The 16811-nt window shown below is 74.4% G+C and carries 14 protein-coding genes; 6 read left to right on the forward strand and 8 right to left on the reverse strand.

Going from position 1 to position 16811, the window contains the following annotated elements; genetic code table 11:
• Window positions 1–113: 113 nt before the first annotated feature.
• Window positions 114–3248: an AAA family ATPase gene (locus ACFCLZ_RS10895; RefSeq protein ID WP_380284673.1), complete on the reverse strand. Its 3135-nt coding sequence runs from the start codon at window positions 3246–3248 to the stop codon at window positions 114–116.
• 684 nt (window positions 3249–3932) lie between these two features.
• Here ACFCLZ_RS10895 and ACFCLZ_RS10900 point away from each other — a divergent pair.
• The 3 genes from ACFCLZ_RS10900 to ACFCLZ_RS10910 all read left to right on the forward strand — a co-directional run bounded on the left by ACFCLZ_RS10900 (window position 3933) and on the right by ACFCLZ_RS10910 (window position 7118).
• Window positions 3933–4580, forward strand: a complete 648-nt coding sequence (locus tag ACFCLZ_RS10900; protein ID WP_380286137.1) for a LuxR C-terminal-related transcriptional regulator — start codon at window positions 3933–3935, stop codon at window positions 4578–4580.
• A 196-nt stretch (window positions 4581–4776) separates the two neighbouring features.
• On the forward strand, window positions 4777–6603 hold the full coding sequence (locus ACFCLZ_RS10905) for a bifunctional metallophosphatase/5'-nucleotidase (RefSeq protein ID WP_380284674.1): 1827 nt from the start codon (window positions 4777–4779) through the stop codon (window positions 6601–6603).
• Between the two features lie 86 nt (window positions 6604–6689).
• Window positions 6690–7118: a hypothetical protein gene (locus ACFCLZ_RS10910; RefSeq protein ID WP_380284675.1), complete on the forward strand. Its 429-nt coding sequence runs from the start codon at window positions 6690–6692 to the stop codon at window positions 7116–7118.
• A 6-nt stretch (window positions 7119–7124) separates the two neighbouring features.
• Here ACFCLZ_RS10910 and ACFCLZ_RS10915 read toward each other — a convergent pair whose 3' ends face one another.
• Both ACFCLZ_RS10915 and ACFCLZ_RS10920 read right to left on the reverse strand, forming a co-directional pair.
• Window positions 7125–8096 carry a BtrH N-terminal domain-containing protein gene (locus tag ACFCLZ_RS10915; RefSeq protein ID WP_380284676.1) on the reverse strand — a complete coding sequence of 324 codons (972 nt, stop codon included), beginning with the start codon at window positions 8094–8096 and terminating at the stop codon, window positions 7125–7127.
• Window positions 8093–8902, reverse strand: a complete 810-nt coding sequence (locus ACFCLZ_RS10920; protein ID WP_380284677.1) for a MerR family transcriptional regulator — start codon at window positions 8900–8902, stop codon at window positions 8093–8095. Before ACFCLZ_RS10920 ends, ACFCLZ_RS10915 begins: the two co-directional genes overlap by 4 nt.
• 232 nt (window positions 8903–9134) lie before the next feature.
• Here ACFCLZ_RS10920 and ACFCLZ_RS10925 point away from each other — a divergent pair, with 232 nt between their 5' ends.
• Together ACFCLZ_RS10925 and ACFCLZ_RS10930 are read left to right on the forward strand one after the other, a co-directional pair.
• On the forward strand, window positions 9135–10061 hold the full coding sequence (locus ACFCLZ_RS10925) for an NADP-dependent oxidoreductase (RefSeq protein WP_380284678.1): 927 nt from the start codon (window positions 9135–9137) through the stop codon (window positions 10059–10061).
• 42 nt (window positions 10062–10103) lie between these two features.
• Complete coding sequence (locus tag ACFCLZ_RS10930) at window positions 10104–11033, forward strand: AraC family transcriptional regulator (protein WP_380284679.1); 930 nt, start codon at window positions 10104–10106, stop codon at window positions 11031–11033.
• An 84-nt stretch (window positions 11034–11117) separates the two neighbouring features.
• On the opposite strand, the gene ACFCLZ_RS10935 is transcribed toward ACFCLZ_RS10930, so the two are convergent.
• From ACFCLZ_RS10935 to ACFCLZ_RS10945, 3 genes are all read right to left on the reverse strand, one after another.
• Window positions 11118–12032 carry an LLM class flavin-dependent oxidoreductase gene (locus ACFCLZ_RS10935; protein WP_380284680.1) on the reverse strand — a complete coding sequence of 305 codons (915 nt, stop codon included), beginning with the start codon at window positions 12030–12032 and terminating at the stop codon, window positions 11118–11120.
• A 28-nt stretch (window positions 12033–12060) separates the two neighbouring features.
• Window positions 12061–13152, reverse strand: coding sequence for an NAD(P)/FAD-dependent oxidoreductase (locus ACFCLZ_RS10940; protein WP_380284681.1), 1092 nt, complete (start codon window positions 13150–13152; stop codon window positions 12061–12063).
• Window positions 13153–13240: 88 nt separating this feature from the next.
• On the reverse strand, window positions 13241–13696 hold the full coding sequence (locus ACFCLZ_RS10945) for a MarR family winged helix-turn-helix transcriptional regulator (protein ID WP_380284682.1): 456 nt from the start codon (window positions 13694–13696) through the stop codon (window positions 13241–13243).
• A gap of 76 nt (window positions 13697–13772) precedes the next feature.
• Between ACFCLZ_RS10945 and ACFCLZ_RS10950 the strand changes: the two genes are divergently transcribed.
• Window positions 13773–14342 carry a Uma2 family endonuclease gene (locus tag ACFCLZ_RS10950; protein WP_380284683.1) on the forward strand — a complete coding sequence of 190 codons (570 nt, stop codon included), beginning with the start codon at window positions 13773–13775 and terminating at the stop codon, window positions 14340–14342.
• On the opposite strand, the gene ACFCLZ_RS10955 is transcribed toward ACFCLZ_RS10950, so the two are convergent.
• Window positions 14339–15193: an SAM-dependent methyltransferase gene (locus ACFCLZ_RS10955; RefSeq protein ID WP_380284684.1), complete on the reverse strand. Its 855-nt coding sequence runs from the start codon at window positions 15191–15193 to the stop codon at window positions 14339–14341. The two genes, ACFCLZ_RS10950 and ACFCLZ_RS10955, sit on opposite strands and share 4 nt — an antisense overlap.
• Before the next feature lie 143 nt (window positions 15194–15336).
• The gene (locus ACFCLZ_RS10960) at window positions 15337–16794 is read right to left on the reverse strand and encodes an aldehyde dehydrogenase family protein (protein ID WP_380284685.1); all 1458 of its coding nucleotides are present in this window, start codon (window positions 16792–16794) and stop codon (window positions 15337–15339) included.
• Window positions 16795–16811 lie beyond the last annotated feature (17 nt).

Consider the following 16811-nt stretch of genomic DNA (forward strand, 5'->3'; position numbering starts at 1 on the left):
GCACGGAGCAACACGGAGCAGCACCGAGCAACAGGGAGCGGCACGGAGCGGCAGGTGCGGCCAGGCGGCCGGTCCGGGGTCACCGGGGACCGGCCGCTTCGTCGTGCCGCCGGTCAGGCGTCCAGTACGCCGGGCAGTTCGAGGCGGCGGCGCACGCCCAGTTTGCGGAAGCTGTTGGTGAGGTGGGTCTCGACCGTGCGGACCGCCAGGTGGAGCATGGCGGCGATCTCGGCGTTGGAGTGCCCGGCCGCGGCGAGGCGGCAGATGCGCAGTTCGCTGTCGGTGAGCGCCTCCGCGCCGGCGTGGTCGGCGCGGCCGATGCGGGCGCCGGAGGCGCGCAGCGCTTCCAGGGCGGCGGAGCGGTGGCGGACGGCGCCGAGGCGTTCGGCGCGCCCGGCGGCCTCGCGCAGGGCGCGGCGGGCGGCGCCGCGGCGGCCGCCGTCGCCGAGCAGGCGGCCGTAGGTGATGAGGGCGGGGATGAGTTCGGTGTCGATCTCGGCGGTGCGCAGCAGGTGGACGGCTTCGGTGGCGAGGTCGAGGCCGTGGCGTCCGCCGGTGGCGGCGGCGAGGGCGCGCAGGGCGCGGCCGACGGTGCGGGGGGTGCCCCAGACGCGGGCGAGTCGTAGTTCCTCCTCGGCGAGGGCGACGGCGGGGCCGGGTTCGCCGAGCAGGAGGTGGCATTCGGCGGCGGCGGAGCGCCAGGGGGTGACGATGGGGCTGTGGACCTGGCGTTCGCCCTGGCGGCGGCCGCATTCGAGGAGGTCGGCGAGGGCTTCGGCGGGTTCGCCGGAGGCGAGCCGGAGCAGGCCGCGGGCGTAGAGGTACTCGTTCCACTCCCAGGAGTCCTGGGCGCGGTCGGCGGCGACGGCGCGGGCGAGGCCGTGGGCCTGCCAGAGCCGGCCGGTCTCGACGAGGGCGATGACGCTCTGGGCGACCAGGTGGGCGTTCTGCTGGCCGAGGAGTTCGGCGTAGCGGCCGGGCGCGGTGTCGTCGGTGGTGGGGCCGGGGGCGGAGGTGGTGCCGGTCCACCAGGACTGTCCGGGGGTGGTGTCGGGGAGGCCGGCGCCCCAGGGGCGCAGCCGGGGCAGTCCGGGTGGTCCCCAGGGGGTGGGCTGGAGGAGTGCGGGGGCGGGTGGTGCGGCGGAGGGTGCGGGGGCGGTGAGGGCGTAGTCGTCGAGCAGGGCCTGGTACTCGCCGCGCATGATCCTGGTCTCGGCGCGGACGCTGAGCAGGCATTGGTAGCCGGGGTCGAGGGGGCCGCCGCGGTAGCCGGCGAAGCCGCGGGCGACGATCTCGTCGGCCTGGTCGAGGAGGTCGGCCCATTGGGAGAGGGTGGCGAGGGAGACCAGCAGGTAGGAGCGGCAGAGCGGGTCGACGGGTGCGTCGGCGAGGTCGCGGATGCGTTCGGCGACCTCGGTGGCGGAGAGCAGGCCGCTGGTGGCGTCGAACTCGGTGAGCAGGGAGAAGGCGGGCGGGGCGAGGCGCTGGGGGGTGCGGGTGGCGAGGCGTTGGACGCCTTCGACGACCTGGAGCCAGCTGCGGCCGTCGTGGGCGGCGATCTGGGCGGTGGCGGCCTGGACGGCGTGGAGGACGTCCTCCTGGTCGAGGAAGCGGTGGGCGAGTTCGTCCATGAGTTCGATGGCGGCGGCGGTGTCGCCGCGGGTGGCGAGGACGGCGCCGAGGGTGTTGGCGGCGCGGAAGACGCCTTCGTCGGTCTGCTGGAGGTGGACGGCCTCGGCGAGGTGGCGCAGGCCGACGGTGCGTTCGGCGGGGCCGAGGGTGACTTCGAGGCTGCCGAGTTCGGTGAGCAGCAGGCCGCGTTGGCGGTCGCTGAGGGGTTCGGCGAGGACGCGCCGCAGCAGGGCGGCGGCGTCGGCGGGGTGGTCGGCCTCGGCGGCCTGGCGGGCGGCGCGGCGCAGGGTGTCGGCGGCCCAGCGGGGGGTGGGGGCGGGGGTGAGCAGGAGGTGGCCGGCGACGGTTTCGTCGGGGGCGCCGGTGCGGTGGAGGTGTTCGGCGGCGGCGAGGTGGACCTCGGCGCGGTGGTTGGGGGCGTGGCCGGTGAGGACGGCGTCGGCGAGCAGGGGGTGGGCGAAGCGGGGCCAGCGGCCGGGTCCGGGGGTGTCGAGGTGCTGGTGGAGGGTGAGGTGGGCGAGCCAGCCGGCGAGCCGGCCGGGGTCGGCGGCGGTGAGTTCGGCGAGCAGGGGGACGGGGTCGAGGGGCGGGGTGCCGGGGGCGGGGGCGGTGTCGGCGGCGGGGTGTTCGCTCATCCGGGCGAGGACGCGGGCGACGGTGACGGCCTGGTGGCCGGCGCCGTGCAGCCAGGCGTCGACGGCATCGGCGAAGGCGCCGCCGGGCAGGGCTCCGCAGCGCTCGGGCAGGGCGGCGGGCAGGGCGGCGGGCAGGGCGGCGGGCAGCGCGGCGGGCACACCGGCGCCGCCGTCCCCGTCCGCCGGGTCCACCGGGTCCGCCGGGTCCGCCGGGTCCGCCGGGTCCGCCGCGAGGTCGGCGAGCAGCGCGGTGAGCAGCAGCGGGTTGCCGCCGCTGGCGCGGGCGCAGTCGGCGGCGAGCCCGGCGGGCGTGCCGGGCCCGAGCTGCTGCCGGGCGATCCGGACGGCGGCGGGGGTGCCGAGCGGGGCGAGCCGCAGGGTGGTGGAGAGGTCGGGGGTCAGGTCGCGGGCGAAGCGGCCGGGCGGGGTGTCGAGGGTGGCCTGCCGGTGTTCGGTGGCGATCAGCAGGGCGGGCAGCCGGTCGATGCGGCGGGCGACCTGGCGCAGCCAGCGGCGGGAGGGCTCGTCGGCGAGGTGGATGTCGTCGACGGCGAGGAGCAGCGGGTGGTGGGTGCCGTGGAGGCGGAGCAGGGACCAGAGGGTGCTCTCGGCGGTGTCGGCGTCGGCGCCCCCTGGACCGGAGTCGGAGCCGGCACCGGCGGGATGCGCGGCCGGCGACGGGGCGCCCCACGTGGACCGGCCGTAGGGGCCGGCGGGGGTCGGGCCGGTGTCGAAGAGCTGGCGGGCTGCCGCGTAGGGGGTGGCGGTCTCCTCGGTGGAACAGCGGGCGCGCAGCACGATGGTGCCCTCGGCGGCCGCGCGGCGGGCGGCCTCGGCGAGCAGCGCGGTGCGGCCGGTGCCGGTGGCGCCGGTGATCAGCAGGACGTGCCCGGTGCCGCGGCGGGCGGCGGCGGCCCGGCCGGCGATCTGCCGCAGCTGTGGTTCGCGTTCCGCGAGGTGGGTGGACGTGGTGGTGCTCATCCCCGGTTTCCCCTCTCTCCCCTTCTGCCCTTCCCGGCCGCCTGTCGGTGTCCGATCGGGCAGTATCCGCCGTTGTACCGGGAAATCGGCTTGACGTGCTAACCACGCGTTACTGGTGAGTCCGGTTCTCGCCGTGATGTGAGGGGCCCGTGTGAACACGCGTGTCGCGGTGGAAGGGCCCGGTGGGGCGCTTTCCGGCGGCGGCGCGGGCAGGCCCGCCGCCCTGTTGACCGCCTGCGGAGCCCGATGGGTTGCCCCCGCCTTTCGGCGGGGACTGCCCGGCGGGTCCGATCTCGTGGTGGACCACGATGGCCGGGAGCCTGCCCCGGCGGGAAGCATGGTGGGAGTTTCCGGGGCACGGGCAGCGCTCCCGGATCGCCGTCGAAACGGCCGGCCGTCCCGGGTGGGGCGCAACGCCCCGAGGTCCGGGGTCCGCCGGGTGGCCGGGCCGGCTTCTCCAGGAGGGGGCCAGATTTGACTGTTCTGCACACCGAGTACGACCGCCGTGGTACGGCGGTGCGGGCTTCGGCGTCCGCCACGCGTACGGTGCCGCCACAGCGACCGGTGACGTCCCGCGCGGTCGCCGTGGCCGGGCAGGTGTCGGGTGCGGCCGCGACGGCGGCCGCCCATCCTCAGGCGTCCGCCGCCGGTGCCGTCCGCGGTACGGCGGGGGCGGCCCGGCCGATCGCCGCCGCACCGGCCCGCACCTCGACGGTGCCGGTCGCCGTCCAGGCCGCCGATCCGCTCTCCCGGGCGGGTGCGGAGGCGCAGTTGCGCCGCTTCCCGGGGGTCGCGGTGGTGGACCCGACGGGTGCGGCCACCCCGGGCACGGTCACCGTGCTGGTCGCCGAGTCGGCCGACGCGGCCGCGACGGCGGCGCTGCGCCGACTGGTGCGCGGCGCCGGGCAGCGGGTGGTGCTGGTGGTCGAGCGGCTGCGCGAGACCGAGTTGATGGAGGCCGTCGAGTGCGGGGTGGCGGCGATCCTGTGGCGCCGGGAGGCGACGCCGGAGCGGCTGGGCCGGGCGGTGCTGGCTGCGGCCCGGGGCGACGGTGACCTGCCGGCGGATCTTCAGGGGCGGCTGATCGCCCAGGTGGGCCGGTTGCAGCGGTCCGTGCAGGGCATGCCGGGGCAGGCCCCGACGGGCCTGTCGGAGCGGGAGTCGGATGTGCTGCGGCTGGTCGCGGAGGGGTGGGACACCGGGGAGATCGCGGCCCGGCTGTCGTACTCGGAGCGGACGGTCAAGAACGTGCTGCACGGTCTGACCACCCGTCTGCAGCTGCGCAACCGGGCGCACGCGGTGGCCCACGCGGTCCGCGAGGGGTACATCTAGGAGCGGCGCGGCGGGCGGGCAGGTGAGCGTACGGCACCTGCCCGCCCGCGTCATGAACGAGTCGCCAAGATCTCACCTGCTGGAAAGGTCCGGGGGCTATCCATCGGGGTGACCGCACGGCAGACTTCTACGCGCGTTCCTCTACGCGCGTCACCCTTGACGGTCCGTTCGCAGTCCCCACCCGGGAGAGCTTCCAATGCCCCTGAACCGCCGTGACTTCGTCACCCGGTCCGCCGCCACCGCCGCCGGCGCCGCCCTCGCGAGCGGCACCGCCCTCGCCGCCGCCACCCCCGCCGCGGCGGCCGGACCGGACGAGGCCCGCGCCAAGGGCCGGACCAAGCGCCAGGCCTTCACCGTGATGGGCACCACCGACCTGCACGGCCGGGTGCTCAACTGGGACTACTTCACCGACGCGGTCTACGCCGACAAGGCGCACAACGAGGTCGGCCTGGCCAAGATCTCCACGCTCGCCAAGCAGGTGCGCGAGGAGAAGGGCTGGGACCGCTGCCTGCTCATCGACGCCGGTGACACCATCCAGGGCACCCAGCTGACGTACTACTACGCCCGGATCGAGCCGATCGCCACCGAGGCCGACACCGCGCCCGAGCACCCGATGGCGCTCGCCATGAACACCATGGAGTACACCGCCGCCGCGCTCGGCAACCACGAGTTCAACTACGGTATCGACACCCTGCGCGCCTACGAGGAGCAGCTGGACTTCCCGCTGCTGGGCGCCAACGCGCTGAACGCCCGCAACGACAAGCCGGCCTTCCCGCCGTACGTGATCCGCAAGCTGAAGCTGGACAACGGCCCGGCCCTCAAGGTCGGCATCGTCGGCCTGACCAACCCGGGCATCGCGATCTGGGACAAGGCCAACGTCGCCGGCAAGATGACCTTCCCGGGCATCGTCGAGACCGCGAGGACCTGGGTGCCGAAGGTCAAGGCCGCCGGCGCGGACGTCGTCGTGGTCGCCTGCCACTCCGGCATGGACGAGGCCACCTCCTACGGCGACCAGCTGCCCTGGCCGGAGAACGTCTCGGTGGCGCTGGCCGAGCAGGTGCCGGGCATCGACGCCGTCCTGGTGGGCCACGCGCACAAGGAGATCGCGCAGCGCCTGGTCGTCAACAAGCAGACCGGCAGGACCGTCGTGCTCTCCGAGCCGCTGTGCTGGGGACAGCGCCTGACCTGCTTCGACTTCGAGGTCGAGTTCGACAAGGGCGCCTGGAAGGTCGTCTCGCTCTCCTCCCGGGTGCTGAACTCCAACACCGTCCCGGAGGACCCGGAGATCGTCGACCTGATGACCGACCAGCACAAGAAGGTCGTCGCCTACGTCAACCAGGTCATCGGCACCGCCAAGATCGAACTGTCCATCGCCGACGCGCCGTTCAAGGACACCCCGATCATCGACCTGATCGGCAGGGTCCAGGCCGACGTGGTCCGCGCCGCGCTGGCCGGCGGCCAGTACGCCAAGCTGCCGGTGCTCGCCCAGGCCGCGCCGTTCAACCGCACCGCGGTGATCCCGTCCGGCCAGGTCAAGCTGCGTGACGCGGCCGGCCTGTACATCTACGAGAACACCCTGGAGGCCCGCATCCTGACGGGTGCCCAGATCAAGGACTACCTGGAGTTCTCGGCGAAGTACTACGCCCAGCTGGCCCCGGGCGCGCCGGTCGACAGGGCCACGCTGACCAACGCGCAGAACACCCCGGACTACAACTACGACGCGGTGTACGGCGTCTCGTACGACATCGACATCGCCCAGCCGGTGGGCTCGCGGATCGTCAACCTCTCCTTCGAGGGCAAGCCGATCGACCCGAGCGCCCAGTTCGTCCTCGCGGTCAACAACTACCGCGCCAACGGCGGCGGCAACTTCCCGCACGTCGCGGCCGCCCAGAAGCTGTGGGCCAACTCGGACGAGATCCGCAACGCGATGATCACCTGGGTGAAGGAGAAGGGCATCATCGACCCGGCGGACTTCTACACCGAGTCCTGGCGCCTGGTCCGGGCCGGCCGGCCGGTCTTCTGACCGGACCGAGCCGCCCACCGCACCACCACCGACCGCCCCCGGGGCCCACGCCCCGGGGCCGGTCCCCTTCCGGCTAGCCTGACGGCATGCGGACCATCGCCGTCTGGCCCCTGGACGGGCCGCCGCCGGAGAACGTGCCGGCCGAGTTCCACGCCCCCTGCGCCCGGGTCGGCCGGGACCTGCGGCACCTGCCCGCCGGCGACCGGCTCCCGGCCGGCGTCCGCTGGGAGCTCTCCGAGGAGGGCTACAGCGGCTTCCTCCTCGGGCTGGGAACCGCCCGGGGCCCGCTGTTCACCCGCGAGACGGACCCCTACCTCCCGCCCGGCCTGCTCACCGCGTACATCGCCGAGCAGGTGCAGGACCATCTGACCGGCTACGAGTTCGTCCAGTGGCCGGCCTGCCCCGGTCACACCCACCCGATGGCGCCGGCCCCGGCCGGGACGCGCGGCTGGTGGCACTGCCGGCGGTCGGGCCGCCCCCTCGCCCGGATCGGCGACCTGGCCGCGACGCCCTGAGGCCCGCTACCGCAGGCCGGCCAGCTCCCCCATCGCCTCCCGCTCGATCCGCGCCAGCTCCCCCAGCAGCCGGCCGGCCCGCTCCAGTGGCGCCGGGTCCCCGGACTCCCCTGCCGTGGCGACCAGTTCGGCCACCTCGGTCCAGCCCGCCGCGGCCTCGGCGTAGAGCTCCCGGGCGGTGCGGACCCGGGCGTCGTCGAGCAGGTCGGCGCACTCGCCGAGGAAGTCCCGGTAGAGGTTGCGGAACAGCGCGCCGCCGGTGCCGGCCAGCTCCATCATCCGCGCGGCCTGCGGCAGTTGGCGTTCGGGCTGCTCGGCCCGGGTGAGCCAGCCCGGCACCAGGGCGGCGGCCTTCTCGATGCCGCGGCAGCCGAGGTTGGCGATCGGCGGACGCAGGAAGGCCTCCGCGCACTCGGCCAGCGCCGGAGCCAGCAGCCGCCGGATGTCCGGGAGTTCCGCGTGCCGGACGAGCGTGAAGGAGCGGTTGCGGGCGGTCATCGGGCCCCGTTCGGCGCGGGCCGCCGCGAGCGAGGCCAGACCGGTGGTGACCGCACCGCCCTGCTGCGCGGTGTCCACCAGGTGCGCGTGGTGCGCGTCGTAGCCGCGCATCGCGACCACGTGCCCGCCGAAGTGGACCCTGGAGGTGAAGTACTCCAGGTGGTAGCTGTCCAGTTGGAGCCCGACCGGACGCCCGGCGTCCAGTTCGACGGCCACGTTCTGCCAAGCCCGGCGGGCGGAGGCGGTCTCCCGGACGTCCAGCTCCAGCCCGAGCCGGGCGGCCAGGGTGCGGGTCAGCTCGAAGGGCTTGACCCGGCCGCCGAGGAAGGGGAAGTCCAGCCCCTTGCCGTCCCAGTAGACGAACGACAGCCCGGCGCCCAGCCCGAACAGCATCGGCTCGGACAGCTCGACGCCCTCGTGGCGCAGCAGCACGCCGAGCGCCGTCGTCTCGCAGTGCTTCCCTTCGTACGACTCCGTCATGCCGTCTCCTCCGTCCGCTCCTCGACCCGGACCACCAGCCGGGTCGTCCACTCCTCCGCCGGGGCCTCGCCCGGCCCGACCAGGTACGCCTCCCGGACCGGCGCCAGCGGGCGCAGCCCGCGCTCGTGCACGGCGGCCAGCAAGGCGTGGTAGGCGAGCGGCAGTTGGGCGTACGGGCCGTGGTGCACCGTCTCCACCACCGGTCCGCCGGACAGCACCTCCCGCTCCAGGCCGTCCACCTCGCCCGCCTCGGCGCCGATCGCGATCCGCATCCCCTCGGCGAGGTCCAGCGGGAACAGCCCCCACAGCGGCGGCCGCCACGGCGTGCCGTCCAGGCCCGCCAGCAGCGCGCCGACGCACGCGCCGGTCCGCTCGGCCAGCTCGCCCGGCCCGGCCACCGCCCGCACGACGGCCAGCCGCCGCTGCGGCTCCCGCCCGAGGGTGATCTCGTACCCGGGCAGTCCGCCGCCCTCCGCGAGGCGTTCCAGCAGCTCCAGGCGGGCCCGGTCGCGGGTGATCCGCTCGGCGACCCGGTCGCGTTCGGCGCGCAGCAGGCGGGCCCGCTCCGGCTCGGCGGCCGCCAGGGTCGCGGCGATCACCGCGAGCGGCACGTCGAGTTCGCGCAGCAGGGCGACGGTGAGCGCGTCGCGGGCCTGGGCGGGGACGTAGTAGCGGTAGCCGGTGGCGGGGTCGACCCGGGCCGGTGGCAGCAGGCCGGTGTCGTCGTAGTGGCGGAGCTGTTTGACGCTCAGTCGGCAGAGGCGGGCGAAGCGCCCGATGGTGAGGAAGTCGTCCTGGTCTCGCACGGGCCCATGGTGGACCCTCCCGCCGTGGGAGGGTCCACCGCGGTCCGCGGTCCGCGGTCGGCCGCCGCCGCCGGCCTCCGCCGCCGGCCTCCGCTGCCGACCGCCGACCGACCCTGCCGGCCCGCGAGACGCTGGGACATCTTTCCGAGACAGCAGGATATTCAGCCGCGCGCGCGGCCTGCCTACCGTTGATCACGTCACCGAGCACGACCTTCCGAGAAGGAGCAGTCCCATGCGCGCAGTCGTCCAGAAGTCCTTCGGCGGCCCCGAGGTCCTGGAGCTCGTCGAGACCGAGCGGCCCACCCCGCTCGGCGGCGAGGTCCTGGTCCGCGTCCACGCCAGCGGCGTCAACCCGGTGGACGCGGCGGTCCGTTCGGGCGCGTTCCCGCTGCTCGGCGAGCCCCCGTTCGGGATCGGCTGGGACATCTCCGGCGTGGTCGAGCAGGCCGGTCCGGGCGCCCGGTTCAAGGCCGGCGACGAGGTGTTCGGGCTGCCGTTCTTCCCGCGCGCCGCGACCGGCTACGCCGAGTACGTCGCGGTGCCCTCCCGCCAGGTGGCCCGCAAGCCCGCCTCGCTGGACCACGTGCAGGCCGCCGCCCTGCCGCTGGCCGCGCTGACCGCCTGGCAGGGCCTGGTGGACGCGGCCCGGCTGGCCGAGGGGCAGCGGGTGCTGATCCACCGGGCGGCGGGCGGCGTCGGCCACCTCGCCGTGCAGATCGCCAAGGCGCGCGGCGCGCACGTGACCGCGCTGGCGAGCGAGCCGAAGCACGCGTTCCTGCGCTCGCTGGGCGCCGACGAGGTGCTCGACCACCGCGAGGAGGGCTTCCTGGAGCGGGTCGGGCAGGTGGACGTGGTGTTCGACTCCTCCTCGCAGGGCACCGCCTCGCTCGCGGTGCTGCCCGAGGGCGGCGTGCTGGTCTCGATCATGGAGCACTGGAACACCGAGCTGGCCGCCGAGGTCGAGGCCGCCGGGCGGCGGTTCGCGGGCATCTCGGTGGAGCCGGACTACGCCTCGCTGGAGGCGATCGCCCGGCTGGTGGACGAGGGCCGGATCCGCCCGCACATCGCCCGGACCTTCCCGCTGGAGGAGGCCGGCCAGGCGCACGAGCTGATCGCCACCGGCCGCACCCAGGGCAAGATCGTCCTGACCGTCGGCTGAAGTTCCGTAGGGTGGCCCGGGAACGGCGACCAGGGAGGGTCCGTGGACATCCTGACCGAGGCACTGAGTTCGATGCGCACGGGGCAGCCCGCCTCCGTCCGCACCGAGGGGCGGGCCCCGTGGGGGCTGCGGCTGCCCCCGGTCGCCGGCGCCGGGTTCCATGTGGTGCTGTACGGGACGTGCTGGCTGGTGCCGCTGGAGGAGGAGGGGGCGCCGATCGCGCTCAGCCCGGGGGACGTGGTGTTCCTGCGGGACGGCCGCGGCCACATCCTCGCCGACCAGCCGGGCACCCCGGCCGTCCCCGAGCAGCCCTCGCACTTCCGGCCGTCCCTGCCGATCGGCACCGTCTCGATCGGCGGGGACGGGCCGCGCACCAGCCTGCTGTGCGGCAACTACCACCTCGACCAGGCCCGCCCGCACCCGCTGGTGCGGCAGCTGCCGGAGATCGTCCACCTGCAGACCCGGCACGGCCGGCACCCGGAGCTGAGCGCGGCCGTCCAGCTGCTCGGCGCCGAGCTGGAGAACCCGCGGATCGGTTCGGCCGGCATCGTCCCGGCGCTGATCGACTCGCTGCTGCTGTACATCCTGCGGGCGTGGTTCGAGGAGCAGCCGCCCGCCACCGCGGCGGGCTGGGCGGCGGCGCTCGGCGACTCGGCGGTGGCCCCGGCGCTCACCGCGATCCACGGGGCGCCCTCGGCGGGGTGGACGGTGGAGTCGCTCGCCGCCCGGGCCGGGCTCTCCCGGGCGGCGTTCGCCCGCCGTTTCACCACCCTGGTCGGCGAGCCGCCGATGGCCTATCTGACCCGCTGGCGGATGACCACCGCGGCCCGGCTGCTGCGCGAGTCCGAGGCCCCGCTGACCACCGTCGCCGCGCAGACCGGCTACGGCTCGGAGTACGCCTTCGCGAAGGCGTTCAAGCGGGAGTTCGGCCTGCCCCCCGGCGGCTACCGCCGCGACGCCCGGGCCGCCTGAGCGCCCGTCGGCCCGCCACCCCGCGGCCGGAGTGGGAAGTCGGCCTGGCCGACTTCCCACTCCACTCCCCCGCGGGAGGCGCCCTCAGCCCTTGGCGACCGCCTCGCGGACCGCCGGGGCGATCTCGTTCGCCCAGCGGCCGAGGGCGAGCGGATCGGGCGAGCCCTGGTCGGCGGCGAAGAGCGTGAAGCCGGAGGCGCCGTGCTCCAGCACCGCGCCGGTCAGCTCGGCCACCCACTGGTCCACCGAGCCGCCGAGCCAGGTCCGCTCGCCGTCCCGCGTGTCGGCGAGCGGGCGGTCGGTGATCCGGCCCGGGAGGTTGTAGACGGTGCGGATCTCGCGCGGGTCGCGTCCGACGGCGGCGGCCGCCTCGTCGACGACCGGCCGCGAGGTGCGGTAGCGCTCGCTGAGCCAGTCCGCCGCGTGGCCGGGGATCCAGCCGTCGGCGACCCGGCCGGTGACGGCCAGCGACTTGCGGCCGTTGGAGCCCGTCCACACCGGCGGGGCGGCCACCGGCGCGGGCTCGATCCGCCGGACCCGGTAGTGCCTGCCCTCGTGGGTGACCGGCTCGCCGCCGCCGGACAGCCGCTTGACCAGGACGATCGCCTCCTCGAAGGCCTCCACCGCCTCGCCCGGGGCGAGCCGCTGCACGCCCAGGTCGGCGATCCGGTCCCAGAGCCCGCCGGCGCCCATGCCCAGCACCACCCGCCCGCCGGACAGCGCGGAGAGCGAGGTGACCGCCCGGGCCAGCAGCGGTGCGGGCCGGCTCGGCAGGTTGGTGACGTTGGCGAAGCCGCTGATCCGCTCGGTGCGCCCGAGCAGGAACCCGAGCGCGGCATAGGCGTCGACCCGCCCGCCGAAGTAGGGGTGGTCGGACAGGGAGAAGTGGTCCAGCCCGTCCCGGTCGGCCTGCTGGACGACGCTCAGCAGCTGCCCGGTGTCGGCCAGGTCCCCCGGCGCACCGAATCCGAAGACGACGTTCTCGTTCCCGACGGCCATCGTGTTCCCCTTCGCTCGTTCCGGGTTCTCAGGCGACGTTGAAGAGCTCGGCGAACCGGCCGGTGAACAGGTCGGTCCCCTTGTGCTCCACCACGGTCGCGATCGATGCCATCACCGGCCCGTCGGGGCCGGGCAGTTGGCCGACCCCGCCGCGCGGGCCCAGCGGTACCAGCATGAACGGGTGGGCCGACGGCCGGTAGTGCGCCTCGGCGGGCTCGCCGCGCAGTTGGGCGGCGATGTTCCTGACGGCCACCTCGGCGTGCTGGAGCGCGACGCCGGCCATCTTGGGCTCCTCGATGGCGGTGAGGTCGCCGACCGCGTAGACGTGCGGGTGGGCGTCCAGGGCGAGCGTGGCGCCGACCCGGACCTGCCCCTGCGCGGTGCGCTCGACGAGCCGGCCGTCGGCGAGGTAGTCGCTGTTGATCCGCACGCCGTGGGCGCGGAACCAGAGGTCGGCGGTGAGCTCCTCGCCGCTCTCCAGCGCGACGGTGAAGGTTCCCGCCCGGCCCGGCGCGACGGCGGGGTCGGCGGCCAGGCGCGTGCCGAGCCGCACGATGACGCCCAACGCGTCCAGCTGGCGGTGGAGTTCCTCGCGCAGCTCGGGCAGCAGGGCGGGCACCAGCCGGTCGGCCGGGTCGACGACGGTCACCTGCTTCTGCGGCCAGACCTCCTTGATCTCCCCGGCCAGCTCCAGGCCGACCGGCCCGCCGCCGGTGATCAGCACCCGGTCCGCGCCGGCGAGTTCCTTGTGGGTGGCGCGCAGCTGGTCGAGCGCCTCGGCCCGGGAGTCGGCGACCGGCTTGGCGGGGTAGGCGTAGCTGGAGCCGGTGGCGAGCACCAGGTAGTCGGCCTCCACGCGCCGCCCGGAGGCGAGGGTGACGCCGCCCGGGTCGGCCGAGACCACCCGGTCGCGGATCACCTCGCCGCGCGCGAGCAGGGTCTCGTACCCGAAGAAGATGGCGCCCGCCCAGTCCGGCCGGGCCAGGGCGCGCAGCGATCCGGCGGAGTTGACGAAGGCGTCGCGCGGGTCGATGAGGACGACGTCGGCCTCGGCGTCCAGCGCCTTGGCGACCGCGGACCCCCCGTAACCCCCGCCGACCACGACAACGGTACGACTCATGTTCTCTTGCCCCCAAAGCAGAAAAGAGTTGAAGTTCGCGCTACGAACATATTAGTTCGTTTCGCGAACTGCAACCCTTTGCGCAGGATCAGCCCGGCTCGCCGAAGACCGGCGGCGCCTCGTTGTCCAGCACGACCCGCCCGAGCAGCCCGGCCAGCGCCTCCCGCTCCGGCGCGGAGAGCCCGGCCGGCAGTCCGTCGATCCGCCGGCAGGTCTCCGCATGGAACCGCTCCGCCAGCACCGCCCCCTCGGCCGTCAGCGCGACCCGCACCGCCCGCGCGTCCGCCTCGCAACTCGCCCGCCGCACCAGCCCGTTGCGCTCACTGCGGTCCACCAGCCCGGTCAGGCTCGACTTGGCCAGCCGCAACATCCCCCCGAGCTCCCCCATCACGTACGACCGCCCCATCAGCACACACAGCAACTGCCCCTGCTGCGGCGTCAGCCCGTACTCACGCGCCGACTCGGCATACACCGCGTCCACCAGGAACGCCGCCCGCACCAGCGCCCCGACGACCCCGATCGCGCCATCCTCGCTCTTGTCCACCCAGCCAGCCTAACAGCCACAATTCGTGCCACGAACTACCTGCACGGTGAACCGGGCCGGGTGAGAAAATGGCCGTATGACCGGGTTCCGGATCCCCGAACGGCACGCCCAGCTGCTGGCATACGCACAGAGCCTCACCCCGCCGTCGGGCTGGAAGGTCGAGGTCTCCGGCGACGAGATCATCATGACCGCCGGCCCATCGGTGATCCACCAGCGCAACCTGCTGGTCGTCCGCCGCCGGTTCGACGCCAACTGCCCGGCCGAGCTGATGCCCAGCGAGAACACCGACCTCGCCTCGCCCCGCACCGGCAAACTCCGCAACCCGGACCTGACCTACATCCCGCTCGACACCGTCGAGCTCGGCGGCAACCGGGTGCCCGCCGAGCTGGCCGCGATCGCGGTCGAGATCGTCTCACCCTCCAACCCGGAGAACGACCTGGTCGGCAAGGTCCGCGACTACCCGCAGATGGCGATCCCGCTCTACCTGGTGATCGACCCGCGCGAGGGCACCCTCACCCTGCACTCCGAGCCCGGCGGCACCACGTACCACCAGCGGTGGACCGGGAAGTTCGGCGACGGCGTGCCGATCCCGGCCCCGTTCTCCTTCGAGCTCGCGACCGCCGAGCTGCTCCGCTACCCCGCCTAGGCCTTCTCGGCGACGGCGGCCCAGATGCCGACCTGGGAGTCGGTGGGCTGCTCGGGGGTGTCGGGGCGCCAGAGGGGGGCGGTGACCAGGCCGGGGGCGGCGAGGTCGAGGCCGTCGAAGAAGCGCAGCACCTGCTCGCGGCTGCGCATGGTCAGCTGGGCGGAGGCGCTGCGGTAGACGGCGGGGCCGCGGCCGGCCTCGGTGGTCGGGGTGAAGTCGAGGGTGCCGTGCGAGAGGACGAGGCGGCTGCCGGACGGCAGGGCGTCCACCAGGGTGCGCACGATGCCGTACGGGTCGTCCTGCTCGTCGATGAAGTGCAGGACGGCGACGAGCAGCAGCGCCACCGGCTCGCCGGAGTCCAGTGCCCGCCGGACCTCGGGGGTGGCCAGGATCGCGGCCGGGTCGCGCAGGTCGGCCTGGACCACCGAGGTGCTCTCCGGGGTGGTGCCGCTCAGCAGGGCGCGGCCGTGCACCAGCACGATCGGGTCGTTGTCGAGGTAGACCACCCGCGCGTCCGGCCGCACCCGCTGGGCGACCTCGTGGGTGTTCCCGGCGCTGGGGATGCCGGTGCCGATGTCGACGAACTGCCGGATGCCCTGGCCGGCGAGGTGGCGCACCGCGCGACCGAGGAAGGCCCGGTTGGCCAGCGCGCTGATCCGCACCATCGGGCTGATGGAGAGCACCCGCTCCGCGGCCTCGCGGTCGGCCGGGAAGTTGTCCTTGCCGCCGATGTAGTAGTCGTACATCCGGGCGGGGTGCGGGATCTCGGGGCGCAGGTCGGCGGGCGGCCGCGCCTCGTCCTCCTCGCCCCCGACGAGCCACTCCCGGCCGATCTCCTGAAACCCGGTCACCTCTGCCACCCCTTCGGTCCGTTCCGATCACACGGTCGAAAACAGTCCCCACACGATCCGACAAGGCGCAGCATAGGGCAGCCCCGGCGACCATCCGGAACCCGGCCGTCCCCTCCGCTCTCGGGGGGACGGCCGGGCCCGCGTCAGAACGGGAAGCGGCTGCGCCCGTGCTGGATCGAGATCCACTTCACCGTGGTGAACGCGTCGACCGTGGCGTCGCCGTTCAGCCGGCCCACGCCCGAGTTCTTCTCGCCGCCGAAGGGCACCACCGGCTCGTCCGCGATGGTCCCGTCGTTGACGTGGATCATGCCGGTCTCGATCCGCTGCGCGACCCGCACACCGCGCTCCACGTCGCCCGTGTGGACGGCGCCGCTGAGACCGAACGGCGTGTCGTTGGCGATCCGCACCGCCTCGTCCTCGCCGTCGAACGGGACGACCAGCACGACCGGTCCGAACAGCTCGTGCCGCAGGATCGGCGCGTCGGCCGGCAGGTCGCCGAGCACCACGGGCTCCATCAGGCTGCCCGTGGTGGTGCCGCGCAGCAGCGCGGTGGCGCCGGCGGCGATCGCCTGGTCGACCTGCGCGGTGAGGGCGTCGGCCTGGACGGGGTTGATCAGCGGGCCGAGGTGGGTGGCCGGGTCCCGGGGGTCGCCGACCTTGAGGGTGGCGACCTTGGCGACGAACTTACGGGTGAACTCCTCGGCCACAGCGCGGTCGACCAGCACCCGGTTGGCGGCCATGCAGACCTGCCCCTGGTGGACGAAGCGGCTGAACACGGCCGCGTCCACCGCGTAGTCGAGGTCGGCGTCGTCCAGCACGATCAGCGCGCTGTTGCCGCCCAGCTCCAGGACCGTGCGCTTGAAGTGCGAGGCGGCGACGGTGGCGACGTGCCGGCCGACCTTGTCGGAGCCGGTGAAGGAGATCACCTTGGGGACCGGGTGCTCGATGAACGCGTCGCCGATCTCGGCGATGTCGGTGACCACCACGTTCAGCAGGCCGGCCGGCAGGCCCGCCTCCTCGAAGATCTTGGCGATCAGGGTGCCGCCGACCACCGGGGTCTCCTGGTGCGGCTTGAGCACCACGCCGTTGCCGAGCGCCAGCGCCGGGGCGACCGCCTTCATCGACAGGAACAGCGGGAAGTTGAACGGGCTGATCACCCCGACGACGCCGACCGGCAGCCGGTAGAGCCGGTTCTCCTTGCCGTCCACCGGGGAGGGCAGCAGCCGGCCCTCGGCGCGCAGCGACAGCTGCATCGCCTCGCGCAGCATGTCCTTGGTGAGCGAGAGCTCGAACCAGGCCTTGACGGCGGTGCCGCCGAGCTCGGTCATGATGTCGCGGGTGATCTCCTGCTCGCGGTCCTCCAGGATCCGCAGCGCGCGCTCGAAGACCAGCCGGCGGGTGTAGGGGTTGGTGGCCGCCCACTCCTTCTGCGCCAGCGCCGCGGCCCGGTAGGCCTGGTCGACCTCCTCGACGGTGGCGACGGTGATGGCGGCGATCTTGTCACCGGTGTAGGGATCGACGTCGACGATGTCCCAGGAGCCACTGCCCTCGCGCCACTCGCCGTCGATGTACTGCAGCGCCAACTCGGAAAGGTACGACATCTGATCCCTCTCATTCC

This window comes from Kitasatospora purpeofusca (genome assembly GCF_042691725.1).
Lineage (GTDB): Bacteria > Actinomycetota > Actinomycetes > Streptomycetales > Streptomycetaceae > Kitasatospora > Kitasatospora purpeofusca_B.

Excerpts from the sequence above, each read along its gene's own strand:
- ACFCLZ_RS10915 (WP_380284676.1), bottom strand. The coding sequence starts at position 8,096 with ATGACGGAGTCGTACGAAGGGAAGCACTGCGAGACGACGGCGCTCGGC.
- ACFCLZ_RS10950 (WP_380284683.1), top strand. The coding sequence starts at position 13,773 with ATGACCGGGTTCCGGATCCCCGAACGGCACGCCCAGCTGCTGGCATAC.
- ACFCLZ_RS10905 (WP_380284674.1), top strand. The coding sequence starts at position 4,777 with ATGCCCCTGAACCGCCGTGACTTCGTCACCCGGTCCGCCGCCACCGCC.
- ACFCLZ_RS10960 (WP_380284685.1), bottom strand. The coding sequence starts at position 16,794 with ATGTCGTACCTTTCCGAGTTGGCGCTGCAGTACATCGACGGCGAGTGG.
- ACFCLZ_RS10895 (WP_380284673.1), bottom strand. The coding sequence starts at position 3,248 with ATGAGCACCACCACGTCCACCCACCTCGCGGAACGCGAACCACAGCTG.
- ACFCLZ_RS10925 (WP_380284678.1), top strand. The coding sequence starts at position 9,135 with ATGCGCGCAGTCGTCCAGAAGTCCTTCGGCGGCCCCGAGGTCCTGGAG.
- ACFCLZ_RS10910 (WP_380284675.1), top strand. The coding sequence starts at position 6,690 with ATGCGGACCATCGCCGTCTGGCCCCTGGACGGGCCGCCGCCGGAGAAC.
- ACFCLZ_RS10935 (WP_380284680.1), bottom strand. The coding sequence starts at position 12,032 with ATGGCCGTCGGGAACGAGAACGTCGTCTTCGGATTCGGTGCGCCGGGG.
- ACFCLZ_RS10940 (WP_380284681.1), bottom strand. The coding sequence starts at position 13,152 with ATGAGTCGTACCGTTGTCGTGGTCGGCGGGGGTTACGGGGGGTCCGCG.